The sequence below is a fragment of the Duganella violaceipulchra genome (assembly GCF_019166075.1).
In the GTDB taxonomy this organism is placed as follows: domain Bacteria; phylum Pseudomonadota; class Gammaproteobacteria; order Burkholderiales; family Burkholderiaceae_D; genus Rugamonas; species Rugamonas violaceipulchra.
This window is the reverse complement of the sequence record NZ_JAHTGR010000012.1, coordinates 56,509-71,802: the sequence shown is the minus strand read 5'-3', so window position 1 is coordinate 71,802 and position 15,294 is coordinate 56,509. Positions and strand designations below refer to the sequence as shown.

The window sequence follows — 15,294 nt, the reverse complement described above, 5'->3', positions numbered from 1 at the left end:
CTGCGTACCTCTCGCGCTTGTGGCACGGGTTAGAGCAAACTGCTGACATATGAAAGCGCGTCTCGTCGATTGCGGCGTTGTGTGCCAACTGCGACCAGACCATAGAGCTTCGGGGTGTTCAAAGCGTCCCATACGGTACACCCGCCGCCCCGGTTTGAGCAAGTGAAATATCGAAAAAATCGCAGCTTCGGTACATTTTGCACCGTCAAAGCCGCAAAAACCATGCAGAAATGGCTAAATTTTGCTAGCATGCGCTCAGTTATCGAGCCGCCCCCCTAGCGGCCCAGCGCCGGCTTTCCCGGCAGTATCCACACCCGACGCATGGCCACAGACAAAGAATTATCCGACTTTCTCGAAAACGTCGAGCGGCGTGCCTTTAAACAAGCCGTCTATGCGGTGCGCAAGGACGAGTCCGCATTGGACATCGTGCAGGACGCGATGATCAAGCTCGCCGAGAAATACGGCGACAAGCCGGCCGCCGAGCTGCCGATGCTGTTCCAGCGCATCCTGCAAACCACCATCCTCGATTATTTCCGTAGGGAAAAGGTCCGCAACACCTGGGTCAGCCTGTTCTCGGGCATGGGCCCCTCCGGCGACGACCATGACGATTTCGACATGCTCGAATCGTACGCCGCCGAAGAGGGTTCCGAGGCCTCCGAGTCCAGCGCGGACAAGATCGAGCGCCAGCAAATGCTGGCGCTGATCGATGCCGAAGTACAAAAGCTTCCGGCGCGTCAACGAGAAGCCTTCCTAATGCGTTATTGGCAGGACATGGACGTGGCTGAAACAGCCGAAGCGATGGGATGTTCCGAGGGGAGCGTGAAGACACATTGCTCACGTGCAACACATACGCTCGCCGAATCGCTAAAAGCCAAGGGAATAACACTATGAACACCGACGATCTGAATTTCGCTTACAAGGTGCGCCACGCGCTCAATGAGCACCTGGACGATCTGCCCGCATCGACCACCGACCGCCTGGCGCAAGCGCGCAAGCTGGCGCTCGCCCGCAAGAAAGTCCACGTGGAAGCGCCGCTGAAGGTGCGCGTCAGCAAGAATGCGCTGGTTGGCGCCGGCACCGGCTTCTTCTCGTTCAGCTGGATGACCCGCATGGGCGTGGCACTGCCACTGCTGGTGCTGGTCGGCGGCCTGGTCGGCATCTACCAGTACGAACAGGAACAGCGCGTGGCCGACCTGGCCGAGCTCGACGCCGCCGTGCTGTCGGACGAACTGCCGTTGTCCGCCTATCTGGACCACGGTTTTAACGCCTACCTGAACCAAAGCGAGTAACCAGCATGGCATTGAGCGGTCGCGCAAAATGGGGCGCTGGAACGGTGGTGGTGTTGGCGCTAGCAGCGGCGGGCGCGGCGTTGGTCGGTTGTGGCCGCTCGGAAACGCCAGCCCAGCCTGCCGCGTCGAGTTCTTCCGCAGCCGGCGTGCAGCCGGGTGCGGCGGCGGGCAAGCGCGCGTCGGCCAAGTCGCCGGAAAAGACCATGTGGAAGGATTTGACGCCTGAGCAACAGCAGGCGCTGGAGCCGCTGGCGCCCGAATGGGACCGGATGGAGCCGATCCGCAAGCAAAAATGGCTGGGCATCGTCAAGCGCTACGCCTCGATGAAGCCGGACGAGCAGGCCCGCGTGCAGGAACGCATGCGGGAGTGGGTCAAGATGACGCCGGACGAACGCCGCCAGGTGCGCCAGAACTTCGCCCGCGCGCAGAAGATCGATCCGTCGCAGAAATCCACGCAGTGGGAGTCGTACCAGCAGCTGCCTGAAGAGCAGAAGAAGGAACTGGCGGCCAAGGCGGCGACGAAGAAGCAAGTCGCCAACCTGCCGACGCCGGCCCAGAGCAAGGTGAAGACCGTGGCGCCGATCAAACCGTCGGTGCCGACCACCGGCGGTCCCGCCGTGGCCCCGGCCTCGCCTGTCGCCGGCGCCGTGCCGGCCGCGGCGCCGGCGATCGACCCAAACATCCCCAACGCATCGAATATCGCACCGCTCGTCGCGCCTGCCGCGCCGGCGTCGGTCCCGCCTGCCCAGCCCGCCGCCAACAATGTCAAATAAGCTGCTTGTCACCATTCCCACCGTCAAGCGCCGCCTGATATCGATGGTCTACGAAACCCTGCTGGGTTTCGCGGTGCTGTTCCTGCCCTTCCTGATTTTTGAAGTCGCCGTCCACGGCAACCACACGCCAAGCCTGGAGCACATGCGCCAGGCGCTGGCCTTCCTGGTGCTGGGCGCCTACTTCATCCACCAGTGGAGCCGCGACGGCCAGACGCTGGCGATGAAGACCTGGCGCCTGAAAGTCGTGCGTCCCGGCCACAACCATCTGTCGCTGCAAACCGCCGCCGTGCGTTATCTGCTGAGCTGGATGTGGGTGCTGCCGGCGCTGCTGCTATCGCTGGTGCTGGACCTGCATCGGTGGCAGGCGCTGGGCGCGGTCGGCGCCGGCATCCTGATCTGGTCGCTGACGGCCTTCCTCGACCAGGACCGCCAGTTCCTCCACGACAAACTGACCGGCACCCGCCTGGTCCAGCTGCCGCCGCCGGAAAAGAAAAAGAAGGCCGTGCCAGCGGTGTAATTATTGAGAACGCCTCCGCCCGCGCGTGGCGAACATGGGCTCGACCCGGGCGCAGCAGGATGTGGAAGCGGCCGATACCTAAGCCTTCATCCTGTCGCAGACCACCGCGAAGTAATCAGAAGCGTTCGTGATCCTGCAGGTAGCGCCACTCGCCTACCGGCAGGCTCGACATCGCGATGCGTCCGATGCGGATGCGCTTCAGCGACACCACGGTCAGGCCGACCATCTTGCACATATGCTCGATCTGGCCCGGCTTCGGATTCTTCGGCGCGAAGCGCAGGCGGTTCTCGTTCTGCCAGCTGACCTTCATTGGCGGCAGCGGCTTGCCGTTGAACGGCAGGCCGTGGTTCAGCAGCGCTAGGCCGTTTTCCACGATGGTGCCGGTCACCTCGGCGATGATCTCGTGCTCGATCTTGGCCGCTTCGTCGACCAGCTTGCGGCTGACGCGGAAGTCCTGCGTGAACACCAGCAGGCCGCTGGCATGCGTCTCCAGCGGCGTGGTCAAGGTCAGGTTGACCAAGTGGCGCTTGAGGAAGCGCTGGCCCGGCGCGGAGCGCGTCAGCGAAGCGGGGTTCAGCAAGTGCACCGCCGGCGAGCCGTCCTTGCCGATGCCGCCGTTGGCGCCCACCGGTTTATGCAGCAGGATCGTCACCGGCAGGATCTCCAGCAGCGTGGCGTCGGGTGCGACGTCGATCTGCTGTTCCATCGTCACGCGGGCGCCCGCCTCTTCCACCACAACGCCATCGACGCTGACGAAACCGCCCTCGATATAGAGTTCGGCTTCGCGGCGCGAGCATGGGCGCATCTCCGACAGGCGCTTGGCCAGGCGGATGCTGTTATCAGTAGTGTCGGTCATCCGAAAAAATCCTCAAAAACGGTAATGGCGCGGTCGATGTCCTCGCGCGATGCATCCATGTGCGTGACGATGCGCAGGTGCGGCGACATCGATACGCGTATGCGGGTCAGTTGCAGCACGTCGTTCAAGACACGGCAGGTGTCGGCCGGGATATCGACGTAGAAAATATTGGTTTGCGGCGTGCTGACCTTGATGCCTTTCAGCTTGGCCAGTTCGCTCGCGAAGTACGTGGCGTTGTCATGGTCTTCCGCCAGCCGCGCGAAGTTGTGCTGCAAGGCGTACATGCCGCCCGCCGCGATCATGCCGGCCTGGCGCATGCCACCGCCCAGCATCTTGCGCCAGCGCTTGGCCTCGGCGATCAATGGCTTGCTGCCACACAGGACGGAGCCAATCGGCGCCCCCAGACCTTTGGACAGGCACACCGAAACGGAGTCAAAGCCCGCCACGGCGGCACGCGGGCTCACGCCCAGCTTGACGGCGGCGTTGCAGACACGCGCGCCGTCCAGGTGCGTGGCCAGGCCGCGCTCGTGCGCCAGCGTGGTTGCCTGCTTCAGGTAGTCGAGACCCAGCACGCGGCCGCCGATGGTGTTCTCCAACGCCAGCAGCTTGGTGCGCGCGAAGTGGAAATCGTCCGGCTTGATGTAGGCTTCGATGTCGGCCAGCGCGATGCTGCCGTCAGGCTGGTTGATGATGGGCTGCGGCTGGATACTGCCCAGCACCGCCGCTCCACCACCTTCGTAGCGGTAGGTATGGGCTTCCTGCCCGACCAGGTATTCGTCGCCACGGCCGCAATGAGCCAGCAACGCCAGCAGATTGCTCTGCGTGCCGGATGGCGCGAACAGCGCGTCCTCGTAGCCGAACAAATCGGCCGTGTATTCCTGCAGGCGGTTGACGCTCGGATCATCGCCGTAGACATCGTCGCCGACGTCCGCTGCGCTCATCGCGGCGCGCATCGCCGCGCTGGGGCGGGTGATGGTGTCGCTGCGGAGGTCCAACCATTTTTCGTTCAGCTCACTCATCGTTCCATCACCCCTTTTTGATTTATTGTTTAGCTACCTGCTCGGTGAAAAAGCGGTTGCCCATTTCTTCAAGTCCCAATGTCTCCAGCACTTCCTGCAAACGCTCCGATGGTCGCTGGCGCGGCAGGTTCTTGTAGGTGGCGATGATCAGCTCATTCTTCATCGAGTGCTCCCAGCCTACCAGCTCGGTCACGTTGACGTGGTAGCCATGCGCCTCCAGTTGCAGGCAGCGCAGCACGTTGGTGATCTGGCTGCCGAATTCTCGCGTGTGGATAGGGTGGCGCCAGATCTCGGTCAGCGCGGACTTGGCCAGCGACTTGCCCTTGTTCTTCTTCAGCACCGTCGCGACTTCGGCCTGGCAGCACGGCACCAGCACCATGTACTTGGCCTTCTTCTTCAGCGCGAAGTGGATGGCGTCATCGGTCGCCGTGTTGCAGGCGTGGAGAGCGGTGACGACGTCGATCTGGTCCGGCAGCAGCTTCGATTCGGTGGACTCGGCCACCGACAGCGGCAGGAAGGACATGCCGGGGAACTTGAACTGCTTGGCCAGTTCCTGCGAACGCGCCACCAGCTCTTCGCGGGTTTCGATGCCGTAGATGTGCGAGTTATCGTTCAGCGCCTTGAAGAACAGGTCGTAGATGATGAAACCGAGGTAGGACTTGCCTGCGCCGTGATCCACCAGCGACACGCTGTCCTTCTCGGCCAGCACTTCCTTCAGCAGCGGCTCGATGAATTGATACAGGTGGTAGACCTGTTTCAGCTTGCGGCGGCTATCCTGGTTCATCTTGCCGTCGCGGGTCAGGATGTGCAGTTCTTGCAGCAGCGCGACGGTCTGGCCTTCGCGGATTTCCGGCATGTTGTCCGCGCCGGTGACGGTGGCGCCGATTTTCGCTGGCGCGGCTTTCGCTGCTGGCTTACTTGGCTTCATCGATCCACGCCTGCTGAACCGCCTCGAGGACTTTTTCACCGCCGCGCGTGTGGTCGTCGTCGAACTCTTCGAGGTCGACGATCCAGTTGTGCAGATCAGTGAAGCGAATAGTCAGCGGATCGACGTCCGGGTGCTTATCGTAGAGCGCTTCCGCAATCGCGGTGATGTCGGTCCATTTCATCTCAGTGCCCGCCTTCGCTTGCGTGATTGATGGTGTATTTCGGGATCTCGACGACCAGGTCTTCATTCGCCACCACCGCCTGGCACGACAGGCGGGAAACGGCTTCCAGGCCCCAGGCCTTGTCCAGCAGGTCTTCTTCGGTTTCGCTGGCTTCGCTCAGCGAGTTGAAGCCTTCGCGCACCAGCACGTGGCAGGTGGTGCAGGCGCAGGACTTCTCGCAGGCGTGCTCGATGTGGATGTCATTTTCGAGCATGACGTCGCACAGGGTCTTGCCGACTTCGGCTTCAACGACGGCGCCGTCCGGGCACAGTTTTGCGTGGGGCAGGAATACGATTTGTGGCACTTGATACCTCTAGGTTTGTTTAAACTACCTGGTCCAGCGTCTTGCCGGCCAGTGCGCTGCGCACGCTGCGATCCATGCGGCGCGATGCGAATTCTTCGGTGCCGTTGGCCAGCGCTTCGACGGCGGATTTCACCGCCGCGTGATCGACGGCGCCGGTCTGCGACTGGGCTACCACGTCGCGCACATTGTTCATCAACACGTCGACTGCCGCGCGTTCTTCGTCGCTCAGCAAAGCTGCGTCTTCGTCCAGCGCCGACTGCGTTGCCAGCATGATGCGCTCGGCCTCGACCTGCTCTTCGCGCAGTGCGCGGGCGACCATGTCGGTATCGGCCGATTTGTACGAATCCTGCAGCATGCGCGCGACGTCGTCATCGCCCAGGCCATAGGCCGGCTTGACGATGATCGACGCTTCCACGCCGGAGCGCAGTTCGCGCGCGGACACCGACAGCAAGCCGTCCGCATCCACCTGGTAGGTGATGCGGATGCGCGCGGCGCCGGCCACCATCGGCGGAATGCCGCGCAGCTCGAAGCGCGCCAGCGAACGGCAGTCGGACACCAGCTCACGCTCGCCCTGCAGCACATGCACCGCCAGCGCGGTCTGGCCGTCTTTGAACGTGGTGAACTCCTGCGCGCGGGCGCAAGGGATGGTCGAGTTGCGCGGGATGATCTTCTCGACCAGGCCGCCCATGGTCTCGATACCCAGCGACAGCGGGATCACGTCCAGCAGCAGCCAGTCGTCGCCCGGCGCGCGATTGCCGGCCAGCAGATTGGCCTGCACCGCCGCGCCCAGCGCCACGACCTTGTCCGGATCGATGTTCGCGTGCGGGATGGTGTGGAAGTATTCGCTGACCGCGCGCTGCACGTGCGGCATGCGCGTGGCGCCGCCGACCATGACCACGCCATCGACGTCGTCCGCATCGACATTCGCGTCGCGCAGCGCCTTCTTGATGGCCTTCATGGTCTTGTCGATCAGGTGCTTGGTGATCTCCTGGAAGATCTCGGCGGTGATCTTCAGATGCACTTCTTCGCCGGAGCCGAGCATGGCGTCGACGGTCACATCGTTTTTGGTCGACAGCTGCTCTTTGGCTTCGCGCGCCTTGACCATCAGCACGGCGGTGTCTTCGTCAGACAGCGGCGCCAGTTTTTCCTGCTGGTGGATGTAGCAGAACAGGCGGTGATCGAAGTCGTCGCCGCCCAGCGCGGAATCGCCGCCGGTGGACAGTACTTCGAACACGCCCTTGCTCAGCCTAAGGATGGAGATATCGAAGGTGCCGCCACCCAGGTCGTAAACTGCGTACAGACCTTCCGAACCGTTATCCAGGCCGTAGGCGATGGCGGCGGCGGTAGGCTCACTCAGCAGGCGCAGCACGTTGATGCCGGCCAGCTGCGCCGCATCCTTGGTGGCCTGGCGCTGCGCGTCGTCGAAGTAGGCCGGCACGGTGATGACCGCGCCCACCAGATCGTCGCCCAGCGAATCTTCGGCGCGCTGGCGCAGCGTGGCCAGGATCTGCGCCGAGATCTCGACCGGGCTCTTGACGCCGGCGATGGTCTTCAGCTGCACCATGCCAGGGGTGTCCTGGAAATCGTAGGGCATGTTTTCCGCGTAGGCGATATCGGCCAGGCCGCGGCCCATGAAGCGCTTGACGGAAACGATGGTGTTCTTCGGATCGGTGGTCTGCGCGGCCTGCGCCTTGTAGCCGATGTTGGCATGGCCGTTCGGCAGATAGCGCACCACGGACGGCAGCAGCGGGCGGCCATCCTCATCGCACAGCACTTCTGGAATGCTGTTGCGCACAGTGGCGACCAGCGAATTGGTGGTGCCCAGGTCGATACCGACCGCCAGCCGATGCTGGTGCGGTGCGGTGGACATGCCTGGTTCGGAAATTTGCAGAAGTGCCATTGTTTCGTGCCTTTAACCTGGGGTCAAGTCTGACATTCGGACACGGTCTCTGCCGTAGCTGCGGCTACGGCAGAGACCGTGTCCGAATGTCAGACTTGACCCCGGCGTTGTTAGTTGTCTTCGAGCGCGGTGAAGCTGTGCTCTATTTCTTCTTTGAATTTTTCCAAAAACATCAACGCGCGCACGCCTTGCGCCGCCGCGTGGAAGTCGCCGCCATCGATCTGCGTTGCGATCTCCGCCAGGCGCGCCTTGCGTTCGTTGCGCAGCTGCTTGTCGAGTGCGTCCAGCGCGTCGCTGTCCTTGGCGGCGCGGGCGTCGCCCAGTTCTTCGCGCCATTCCATCTGCTGCATCAGGAAAGCCATCGGCATCGCCGTATTCGACTCGGTCTGCAAATCGACGCCATTGAGCTCGCACAGGTACTGCGCGCGCTTTTGCGGATTCTTCAGGGTCTGATAGGCTTCGTTGGCGCGGGTGGCCCACTGCATGGCGACGCGCTTTTCGGCGTCGGTGGCATTGACGAACTTGTCGGGATGGACGCGGCCCTGCACGTCGCGGTAGGCGCTGTCCAGCGCCTCCGCGTCCACGGCAAACTGCTGCGGCAGATTGAACAACTCAAAGTGATTTTGCATGGCTTATCAGATGCGGAAGCTTTCGCCGCAACCGCAAGCGTCTTTCTCGTTCGGGTTATGGAACTTGAAGCCTTCGTTCAAGCCTTCGCGCGCGAAATCGAGCTCGGTGCCGTCGATGTACGGCAGGCTTTTCGGATCGACGAATACCTTGACGCCGTGCGATTCGAAGACGCTGTCCTCGTCGGCGATTTCGTCCACGTATTCCAGCTTGTAGGCCAGGCCCGAGCAGCCGGTGGTGCGCACGCCAAAACGCAGACCGACGCCTTTACCACGGCGTTCGATGTAGCGGTTGATATGCTTGGCTGCTTTTTCGGTCAGGGTGATTGCCATTTGATTCTCCGTACCGGCGACGGCATGCGTCGCCGGTGTAAAACAGACTTAGGCCGCGACTGGGTGCTTGGTCTGGTAGTCCAGTACCGCTGCCTTGATGGCGTCTTCCGCCAGGATCGAGCAGTGGATTTTCACCGGCGGCAGCGCCAGTTCTTCAGCGATCTGGGTGTTCTTGATGGCCAGCGCCTGATCCAGCGTCTTGCCCTTGACCCATTCGGTCACCAGCGAGCTGGATGCGATGGCCGAACCGCAGCCGTAGGTCTTGAATTTCGCGTCTTCGATCAGGCCATCGGCGCCGACCTTGATTTGCAGCTTCATCACGTCGCCGCAAGCCGGTGCGCCGACCATGCCGGTGCCAACGCTGTCATCGCCCTTTTCGAAAGCGCCAACGTTGCGTGGATTTTCGTAGTGGTCCAACACTTTTTCCGAGTAAGCCATTTTGATGCTCCTGTATCTTAAAAATTAGTGGGCTGCCCATTGGATCGAGCTGATGTCGATGCCTTCTTTGAACATGTCCCACAGTGGCGACAGCTCACGCAGTTTGTGTACCTTGGACTTCATCAGATTGACGGCGAAGTCGATGTCCTCTTCGGTGGTGAAGCGGCCGATGGTGAAACGGATCGAGCTGTGCGCCAGCTCGTCGCTGCGACCGAGCGCGCGCAGCACATACGATGGCTCCAGCGAGGCCGAGGTGCAGGCCGAACCGGACGACACGGCCAGGTCTTTCACGGCCATGATCAGCGACTCGCCTTCGACGTAGTTGAAGCTGACGTTCAGGTTGTGCGGCACACGGTGTTCCATGTCGCCGTTGATGTAGGTTTCTTCGATCTCTTGCAGGCCCTTGGCCAGGCGGTCGCGCAGACCCTTGATGCGGGTGATCTCGCTGTCCATTTCCACTTTGGCCAGGCGGAAGGCTTCGCCCATGCCGACGATCTGGTGGGTAGGCAGGGTGCCGGAGCGCAGGCCGCGCTCGTGGCCGCCACCGTGCATTTGCGCTTCGATGCGCACGCGCGGCTTACGGCAGACGTACAGCGCGCCCACGCCTTTCGGGCCGTAGGTTTTGTGCGCGGTGAAGGTCATCAGGTCGACCTTGGTCTTTTGCAGGTCGATCACCACCTTGCCGGTCGCTTGCGCGGCGTCGCAGTGGAAGATGATGCCTTTCGAGCGGCACAGCGCGCCGATTTCATCGATCGGCTGGATCACGCCGATTTCATTATTGACCAGCATGACGGAGACCAGGATGGTGTCCGGACGGATCGCGGCGGTCAGCTGCTCGATGGTGATCAGGCCGTTGTCCTGCGGTTCCAAATAGGTCGCTTCAAAGCCCTGGCGTTCCAGTTCGCGCACCGTGTCCAGCACCGCCTTGTGCTCGGTCTTGACGGTGATGATGTGCTTGCCCTTGGTCTTGTAGAACTGGGCCGCGCCCTTGATCGCCAGGTTGTTCGATTCGGTGGCGCCGGAGGTCCAGATGATTTCGCGCGGGTCGGCGTTGACCAGGGCGGCGACATGCGCACGCGCCTCTTCCACTGCCTTTTCCGCGGTCCAGCCGTACATGTGGCTGCGCGATGCCGGATTGCCGAACTGCTCGCGCAGGTAAGGAATCATCATGTCGGCGACGCGTGGATCGATCGGCGTGGTGGCCGAGTAGTCCATGTAGATCGGGAAATGCGGGGCGGTCTGGAACTTCACTGGCGCGATGTTTTTTTCAGGGGCGTTCATCTGGGTTACTCCGTTATTTAGTTCTCTTAACCAAGCGCGGCGTGGTTACGGTGCATCACGACCACGTTTTGTTCAGCATTCTTTTGCTTCTGTTGATCAACCAGATCCTGCAGCGACACGGAATCCAGGTAATCCACCATTTTTTCGTTCAACGTGGCCCACAGTTCGTGGGTCATGCAGCGCGCGCCGCTGGCGGCGTCCGCGCCGTGGCAATTTTCCTTGCCGCCGCACTGGGTCGCATCGAGCGGCTCATCGACGGCGATGATGATGTCGGCCACGGTGACCTTGTCGGCGCGGCGCGCCAGACTGTAGCCGCCGCCCGGGCCGCGGATCGACTCGACGATCTCATGGCGGCGCAGCTTGCCGAACAACTGTTCGAGGTAGGACAGCGAAATGGCCTGGCGCTGGCTGATGCCGGAGAGCGTGACCGGGCCTTTGCCTTGGCGCAAAGCCAGATCGATCATCGCAGTCACAGCAAAACGGCCTTTGGTGGTCAGACGCATCACTACCTCGGTTCAACTGGGTTAAAATATCGACCTTGTCGCTAATCACGATGTTGCACAAGCGCTGATTAGTTGATCGATTTAGTCAAGTATACCAAACTTTAACAAAGTTTGCCGGGTAGCCCCATTGCCTGTCAGGGTACTTACTCTTTCAGCAACTGCATCGGCTGGAACAGCTGGTGCATGTCCCGGTTGCCGATGAAACTCAGGTTGTACGGGTGTTCCGCGCTGATTTGCGGGAAATCTTTCATTACCGGCAACTTGCTCAGCAGTTCAGCGATCTTTCCCCATAAAACCATGGTCGGCGTCTTCGGCGCCTGCGCGGCCAGGCCGGCCATCACGGACTCGAAGAACGGCAGCCAGGCCTTGGCATCCTTGGCCGGGGCGACGTGGCTGCGGAATACCAGCGAGGCGTTCAGCAGCAAAAACCCCTGTTGGATCAATTTCTGCTGCAGGTCGGCCAGGGTCTGGATGTGGCTGCCGGCGCCGCTGCGGGCGCGGGCGGAGACGGCCGCCATCGCTTCGCCGGCGGTGTTGTCCAGCGACAGTTGACCGTCCGCCACCAGCAACATCTTCATGAAGTTGCGCAACGACGTGGCTTTGTTGACCGGCTTGGACAGGCCGCCGCCCTGCTCTTCCGACCACAGGCCGCCTACGGCGCCGTCCATGAAGCACACGCCGGTGGCGCTCTCGGCGCGCGGATACGGGCCTTCGCCAACCAAGACGTAGCGCACCTCATCCAGCGGCAGCGAGAAGGCGGCGAACAGGCGCTGTTCGGTCGGCAGGTACTGGTCATTGGCCAACTGCGGCAGGTAGTCGGGGGTGGCGGCCATCATGGCCTCCAGTCCTTGCACCAGCAGCGGACGCCAGGAAGCATCTGCGCGCGTCAGCGCATCGAGAATAGCAGTCGGGATCGTCATGAGAGAACAGCGTTCGGGGAAAGGCAAGATTGTATCGCCGAACAGCACCACTGCCCAACATCTCAATGCGGTGGCTATTCCGGCGCCGCTTATGAGCGTCCACGGCAAATGAACTTTCAACCACAGTGGAAGAATCGCTGCGCGCCTGGACATATTGCAATGTTAAATCGCAAAGAAATAGTGAAATTCCGTTGTATTTTTAAAATTATTTTTCAGGTGGAAACGTGCGCCCCAGGAGTTGAGATTGATGGTGGATAAAATTATTTTGCTCCGACTTGGAGCAATCATCCGGCATGTCTCAGGCCGGCCATCAACCTGAATAGGAAACTGCAATGAAAACAAAGGCACTTTTCATGGCGCTAGCATTGGCGCTTTCTACCGGCTTTGCCTCGGCGAATGATATCCAGGTGAACGCCGGTGCGATTACCCAAGACACGGCCCACCCGTATGGACATTTGTTCACACATGACCCGGGCACCTTTACAGACACTATCGACTTCACCATTCCTTCGGGCAGCGTGCAGTCGTCGGCAAACCCGCTCTTGGTGTCTCTGGGCGGCACGGATATCTACAAAATAATCAATCTTGCGTACTCGGTGTACGACGGAACGTCGTCTTCAGCGGGGGCATCCTACGGCACCTTCCTGGGTGACAATATGACGCACGACCTTGCGCTGGCGGGAGCCGGCCCGTACCACATTATCGTTAGCGGCCTGGCTGACGGCTCGCTGGGAGGCAGTTACGGGGTCGCGTTAGTGTCGGGGGTGCCAGAGCCCGAAACCTACGCAATGATGCTCGGCGGCTTAGGGTTGATAGGCATTATTGCCCGGCGTCGGAAATCCCAGGGTTAACCCTGATGGACTCAAGAAACCGCCTTCCGGCGGTTTCTCGTCGGAAAATCATTTCTGATTTCGACACAAGAGGGCTTGGCGTATGTGCGACATAGGGGCAGGCGATCTAGTGCAAATACATGGCGCCGATTGCGTGATGCTGGTAATCGGGAGGGCCGACGACGGCTTCTGGCACCCCGACGAGGAGCAGACTGTTTTTTGTGCTTGGGAACAGGATAATCTTCTGTATGAAGAGGTGTTTCCGGTACATAGCCTGCTACTGGTTCGGCAAGAACGCAGGCGCGTCCCACGAGGCGGCGAGCTGCATTTCCCGACGCGCTCAGTTTCGGTCGCGGCGGGTGGTCTCCCCCCCCCAAATCCGCGACTAGAAGTCCAGGCACCACCGCCTCCCGTTCTGCTAATTTGGCCGGCCAGATGTGCGACATCTGATGGCTGAACAGCGGTCCCGCATACAGGCATTCGATACCGTGCAACATTTTACATTCATAAGTGCCGGCCCGGGCGTCATAGCTGTCGCGGTCGATCGGATGGGTGGGTGAAGCCAGAGCCAATTCCTACCGGCTCACCGCCTCGTCATAGCAAGAACCTTACCGCACGAATAAAGCCAGAGAAATCAGGCGTCCAGTTCGGCGCGATTGCGGCCCAGTTGCTTGGCGCGGTATAGCGCCGCATCCGCCGCGCGCAGCAGTTGCACGGCCGTTTCGCCGGGCTTGGGCGTCCACGCCGCCACACCGATGCTGACCGTCAGCAAGCCACCCGGCGTTTTCGCATGGGGCAAGCCCAGCGCTTCCAATGCTTCGCAGACGCGCTGGCCCATGGTCAGTGCGCTGTCGGCATCGGTGGCCGGCGCGATGAAGGCGAACTCCTCGCCGCCGTAGCGCGCCACCAGATCGCCGGTGCGCTGCAACTGGGCCGCGAATGCGGCGGCGACCTGGCGCAGGCATTCGTCGCCATCCTGGTGGCCGTAGTGGTCGTTATACAGTTTGAAGTGGTCGATATCCAGCAGGCCCACCGCCAGCGGCCGCCCCAGCCGCGCCGCGCGCGCCCATTCGGTCGCCAGCACCGCGTCGAAGCGGCGCCGGTTGGCGATGCCGGTCAGGCTGTCGGTCATGCTCTGTTCGGCCAGGCGCGCATTGGCCTCGTGCAGTTCCGCCGTGCGCTGCGCGACGCGTTCCTCCAGCTGCCGCTCCGACGTTTGCAGGCTGGCGATCAGGCTGGCCTGGGCTTCGTAGGCGGCACGCTTGGCCAGCGCCTTCTCGCGCCGCATCACATGGACGCGGTCGGCCAGCGCAAAGGCCAGCAACATCATTTCGCAGGCCGAGCCGATTTGGCTGCCGTGGTTGGTCAGCAGATTGTGCGGCAACAGCGCCATCGCCGCCAGCGAGCTGCTCATATTACCGATCAGGAGCACGAAGAAAGCGCCGCTGAAATAGTAGGCACTGCGCGAGCGCTTGTATGCGCAGACCAGGCTGACGACCATGATCAGCGGCGAGGCCACGCTCCAGATGGTGGTGATCGGCCTGGCGACGTGCGTGTAGAACACCACCATGAGCAGCGGCGACAGCACGAAGAAGGCCAGCAAGGCGAGCAGCACCTTGTCCAGGCGGGGCACCAGAGCGCGCGTGCCCAGCATGCTGCGCATGAACACCAGCAGCAGCGCGGCCGACAAGGAGAACAGGATGGACGCCGACAGGTTGGGCCACGCGCCATGCGCCCCCGGCCACAGCCACTCGTGCGCGAGGCCGTTCTGCCCTGCCAGGCCGAGCGCGACGCAGCCGACAAAAGCAACATACATCAAGTAAAGCCGGTCGCCCAGCGTGGCGTACAGCACCAGGTTGAACAACATCATGGCCAGCGCCATGCCGAAGTACACGCCTTGCAGCAGATAATCCTGTCCTTCGTAGGCCAGGTAAGCCTCGGGCGACCACAGCCGCGCAGGGATCAGCTTGGCGCCGTTGGAGGCGATCCGCAGATACACTACCTGCCGCGCACGCGGCGCCAGTTCGAGTGGAAAGACGAAATAACGGTTATGGTAGGGTCGCGTCGCATACGGTTGCGCGCTGCCGGTGTGCAGCGCCACGTAGCGGCCGTTGGCGCCGGGGGTGTACAGGGTAATCGAGCTCAGGCGGGCATTGCTGATCTCCAGCATGCGCTGCAGCGGCGCGGCGCCGGGATTGCGCAGGTCCAGCCGCAGCCAGTAGGCGGAGTGGGTGTAGCCGAAACTGAGCGCCTCATCGGCCTGGCCGCTGGCCTGGAAGCGCGCGCCGGCGCCCAGCACATCGTCGATGGAGAACTTCTGCGCGGGGTCTTCCAGCACGTCCAGGTGTGCGGTCAGCACCAGCATGCCGCGCGGCAGCGCGCCGGCGTCGACGATATCGTTGGCCTGCGCAGCGCCATGCAGCCAAAAAATCAGCAGTAGCAACAGGAGCCGCAGCACATTCATAAACAATTCCAAGTCATGGCCGACATGTTACTGCAATTGAACTTGCGGCGAACGGGTTTTTCCAGCACTATTTGCCAACTTATTTGCTGACTT

General features: G+C 61.8%; 19 protein-coding genes. 5 read left to right on the top strand and 14 right to left on the bottom strand.

Going from position 1 to position 15,294, the window contains the following annotated elements; translation table 11 throughout:
• Window positions 1-321: 321 nt before the first annotated feature.
• Genes KVP70_RS21615 through KVP70_RS21600 form a run of 4 tightly spaced genes read left to right on the top strand, consistent with a single transcriptional unit; the run spans window position 322 to window position 2,579 of the window.
• Window positions 322-891 (top strand): RNA polymerase sigma factor, encoded by a 570-nt coding sequence (locus KVP70_RS21615; RefSeq protein WP_217944273.1) that lies wholly within the window; start codon window positions 322-324, stop codon window positions 889-891.
• A complete protein-coding gene (locus KVP70_RS21610) occupies window positions 888-1,289 on the top strand; it encodes a DUF3619 family protein (protein WP_217944272.1) in 402 nt (133 codons plus the stop codon). The genes KVP70_RS21615 and KVP70_RS21610 overlap by 4 nt, the downstream gene beginning before the upstream one ends.
• A 50-nt stretch (window positions 1,290-1,339) precedes the next feature.
• A complete protein-coding gene (locus KVP70_RS21605) occupies window positions 1,340-2,062 on the top strand; it encodes a DUF3106 domain-containing protein (protein WP_262311735.1) in 723 nt (240 codons plus the stop codon).
• Window positions 2,052-2,579, top strand: a complete 528-nt coding sequence (locus KVP70_RS21600) for an RDD family protein (protein WP_217944270.1) — start codon at window positions 2,052-2,054, stop codon at window positions 2,577-2,579. The genes KVP70_RS21605 and KVP70_RS21600 overlap by 11 nt, the downstream gene beginning before the upstream one ends.
• Window positions 2,580-2,694: 115 nt before the next feature.
• Here KVP70_RS21600 and KVP70_RS21595 read toward each other — a convergent pair whose 3' ends face one another.
• From KVP70_RS21595 to KVP70_RS21540, 12 genes are all read right to left on the bottom strand, one after another.
• Window positions 2,695-3,435, bottom strand: coding sequence for an rRNA pseudouridine synthase (locus KVP70_RS21595; protein ID WP_217944269.1), 741 nt, complete (start codon window positions 3,433-3,435; stop codon window positions 2,695-2,697).
• The gene (gene ltaE, locus KVP70_RS21590; RefSeq protein ID WP_217944268.1) at window positions 3,432-4,454 is read right to left on the bottom strand and encodes a low-specificity L-threonine aldolase; all 1,023 of its coding nucleotides are present in this window, start codon (window positions 4,452-4,454) and stop codon (window positions 3,432-3,434) included. The genes KVP70_RS21595 and ltaE overlap by 4 nt, the downstream gene beginning before the upstream one ends.
• 22 nt (window positions 4,455-4,476) lie before the next feature.
• Window positions 4,477-5,382 carry a class I SAM-dependent methyltransferase gene (locus KVP70_RS21585; RefSeq protein ID WP_217944267.1) on the bottom strand — a complete coding sequence of 302 codons (906 nt, stop codon included), beginning with the start codon at window positions 5,380-5,382 and terminating at the stop codon, window positions 4,477-4,479.
• Complete coding sequence (gene iscX, locus KVP70_RS21580) at window positions 5,369-5,563, bottom strand: Fe-S cluster assembly protein IscX (protein ID WP_217944266.1); 195 nt, start codon at window positions 5,561-5,563, stop codon at window positions 5,369-5,371. The genes KVP70_RS21585 and iscX overlap by 14 nt, the downstream gene beginning before the upstream one ends.
• Before the next feature lies 1 nt (window position 5,564).
• Complete coding sequence (fdx, locus tag KVP70_RS21575) at window positions 5,565-5,906, bottom strand: ISC system 2Fe-2S type ferredoxin (protein ID WP_116987984.1); 342 nt, start codon at window positions 5,904-5,906, stop codon at window positions 5,565-5,567.
• A gap of 19 nt (window positions 5,907-5,925) precedes the next feature.
• Window positions 5,926-7,806, bottom strand: coding sequence for a Fe-S protein assembly chaperone HscA (gene hscA / locus KVP70_RS21570; protein ID WP_217944265.1), 1,881 nt, complete (start codon window positions 7,804-7,806; stop codon window positions 5,926-5,928).
• Window positions 7,807-7,916: 110 nt separating this feature from the next.
• Window positions 7,917-8,435, bottom strand: a complete 519-nt coding sequence (gene hscB / locus KVP70_RS21565) for a Fe-S protein assembly co-chaperone HscB (RefSeq protein WP_217944264.1) — start codon at window positions 8,433-8,435, stop codon at window positions 7,917-7,919.
• A 6-nt stretch (window positions 8,436-8,441) separates the two neighbouring features.
• Entirely contained in the window at window positions 8,442-8,765 is a 324-nt protein-coding gene (gene iscA / locus KVP70_RS21560; protein ID WP_056160441.1) for an iron-sulfur cluster assembly protein IscA, read from the bottom strand.
• A gap of 48 nt (window positions 8,766-8,813) precedes the next feature.
• The gene (gene iscU / locus KVP70_RS21555) at window positions 8,814-9,203 is read right to left on the bottom strand and encodes a Fe-S cluster assembly scaffold IscU (protein ID WP_020702063.1); all 390 of its coding nucleotides are present in this window, start codon (window positions 9,201-9,203) and stop codon (window positions 8,814-8,816) included.
• A gap of 24 nt (window positions 9,204-9,227) precedes the next feature.
• Window positions 9,228-10,484 (bottom strand): IscS subfamily cysteine desulfurase, encoded by a 1,257-nt coding sequence (locus KVP70_RS21550; RefSeq protein ID WP_217944263.1) that lies wholly within the window; start codon window positions 10,482-10,484, stop codon window positions 9,228-9,230.
• A gap of 26 nt (window positions 10,485-10,510) precedes the next feature.
• A complete protein-coding gene (gene iscR, locus KVP70_RS21545; protein WP_008450513.1) occupies window positions 10,511-10,987 on the bottom strand; it encodes a Fe-S cluster assembly transcriptional regulator IscR in 477 nt (158 codons plus the stop codon).
• 143 nt (window positions 10,988-11,130) lie between these two features.
• The gene (locus KVP70_RS21540) at window positions 11,131-11,907 is read right to left on the bottom strand and encodes a uracil-DNA glycosylase family protein (protein WP_217944262.1); all 777 of its coding nucleotides are present in this window, start codon (window positions 11,905-11,907) and stop codon (window positions 11,131-11,133) included.
• Between the two features lie 332 nt (window positions 11,908-12,239).
• Between KVP70_RS21540 and KVP70_RS21535 the strand changes: the two genes are divergently transcribed.
• Window positions 12,240-12,758: an FxDxF family PEP-CTERM protein gene (locus tag KVP70_RS21535; RefSeq protein WP_217944261.1), complete on the top strand. Its 519-nt coding sequence runs from the start codon at window positions 12,240-12,242 to the stop codon at window positions 12,756-12,758.
• Between the two features lie 11 nt (window positions 12,759-12,769).
• Here the strand turns inward: KVP70_RS21535 and KVP70_RS21530 are convergent, their stop codons facing one another.
• Both KVP70_RS21530 and KVP70_RS21525 read right to left on the bottom strand, forming a co-directional pair.
• Entirely contained in the window at window positions 12,770-13,309 is a 540-nt protein-coding gene (locus tag KVP70_RS21530; protein WP_229225001.1) for a glucoamylase family protein, read from the bottom strand.
• A 62-nt stretch (window positions 13,310-13,371) separates the two neighbouring features.
• Window positions 13,372-15,201, bottom strand: a complete 1,830-nt coding sequence (locus tag KVP70_RS21525) for a sensor domain-containing diguanylate cyclase (protein ID WP_229225000.1) — start codon at window positions 15,199-15,201, stop codon at window positions 13,372-13,374.
• Window positions 15,202-15,294: the final 93 nt, after the last annotated feature.

Bases quoted from the DNA above. Each gene is read 5' to 3' on its own strand.
- iscA (WP_056160441.1), bottom strand. From the start codon at position 8,765: ATGGCAATCACCCTGACCGAAAAAGCAGCCAAGCATATCAACCGCTAC.
- hscB (WP_217944264.1), bottom strand. From the start codon at position 8,435: ATGCAAAATCACTTTGAGTTGTTCAATCTGCCGCAGCAGTTTGCCGTG.
- ltaE (WP_217944268.1), bottom strand. From the start codon at position 4,454: ATGAGTGAGCTGAACGAAAAATGGTTGGACCTCCGCAGCGACACCATC.
- KVP70_RS21585 (WP_217944267.1), bottom strand. From the start codon at position 5,382: ATGAAGCCAAGTAAGCCAGCAGCGAAAGCCGCGCCAGCGAAAATCGGC.
- KVP70_RS21535 (WP_217944261.1), top strand. From the start codon at position 12,240: ATGAAAACAAAGGCACTTTTCATGGCGCTAGCATTGGCGCTTTCTACC.
- KVP70_RS21595 (WP_217944269.1), bottom strand. From the start codon at position 3,435: ATGACCGACACTACTGATAACAGCATCCGCCTGGCCAAGCGCCTGTCG.
- KVP70_RS21600 (WP_217944270.1), top strand. From the start codon at position 2,052: ATGTCAAATAAGCTGCTTGTCACCATTCCCACCGTCAAGCGCCGCCTG.
- hscA (WP_217944265.1), bottom strand. From the start codon at position 7,806: ATGGCACTTCTGCAAATTTCCGAACCAGGCATGTCCACCGCACCGCAC.
- KVP70_RS21540 (WP_217944262.1), bottom strand. From the start codon at position 11,907: ATGACGATCCCGACTGCTATTCTCGATGCGCTGACGCGCGCAGATGCT.
- KVP70_RS21525 (WP_229225000.1), bottom strand. From the start codon at position 15,201: ATGAATGTGCTGCGGCTCCTGTTGCTACTGCTGATTTTTTGGCTGCAT.
- iscR (WP_008450513.1), bottom strand. From the start codon at position 10,987: ATGCGTCTGACCACCAAAGGCCGTTTTGCTGTGACTGCGATGATCGAT.
- KVP70_RS21550 (WP_217944263.1), bottom strand. From the start codon at position 10,484: ATGAACGCCCCTGAAAAAAACATCGCGCCAGTGAAGTTCCAGACCGCC.
- iscU (WP_020702063.1), bottom strand. From the start codon at position 9,203: ATGGCTTACTCGGAAAAAGTGTTGGACCACTACGAAAATCCACGCAAC.
- KVP70_RS21615 (WP_217944273.1), top strand. From the start codon at position 322: ATGGCCACAGACAAAGAATTATCCGACTTTCTCGAAAACGTCGAGCGG.
- iscX (WP_217944266.1), bottom strand. From the start codon at position 5,563: ATGAAATGGACCGACATCACCGCGATTGCGGAAGCGCTCTACGATAAG.
- KVP70_RS21610 (WP_217944272.1), top strand. From the start codon at position 888: ATGAACACCGACGATCTGAATTTCGCTTACAAGGTGCGCCACGCGCTC.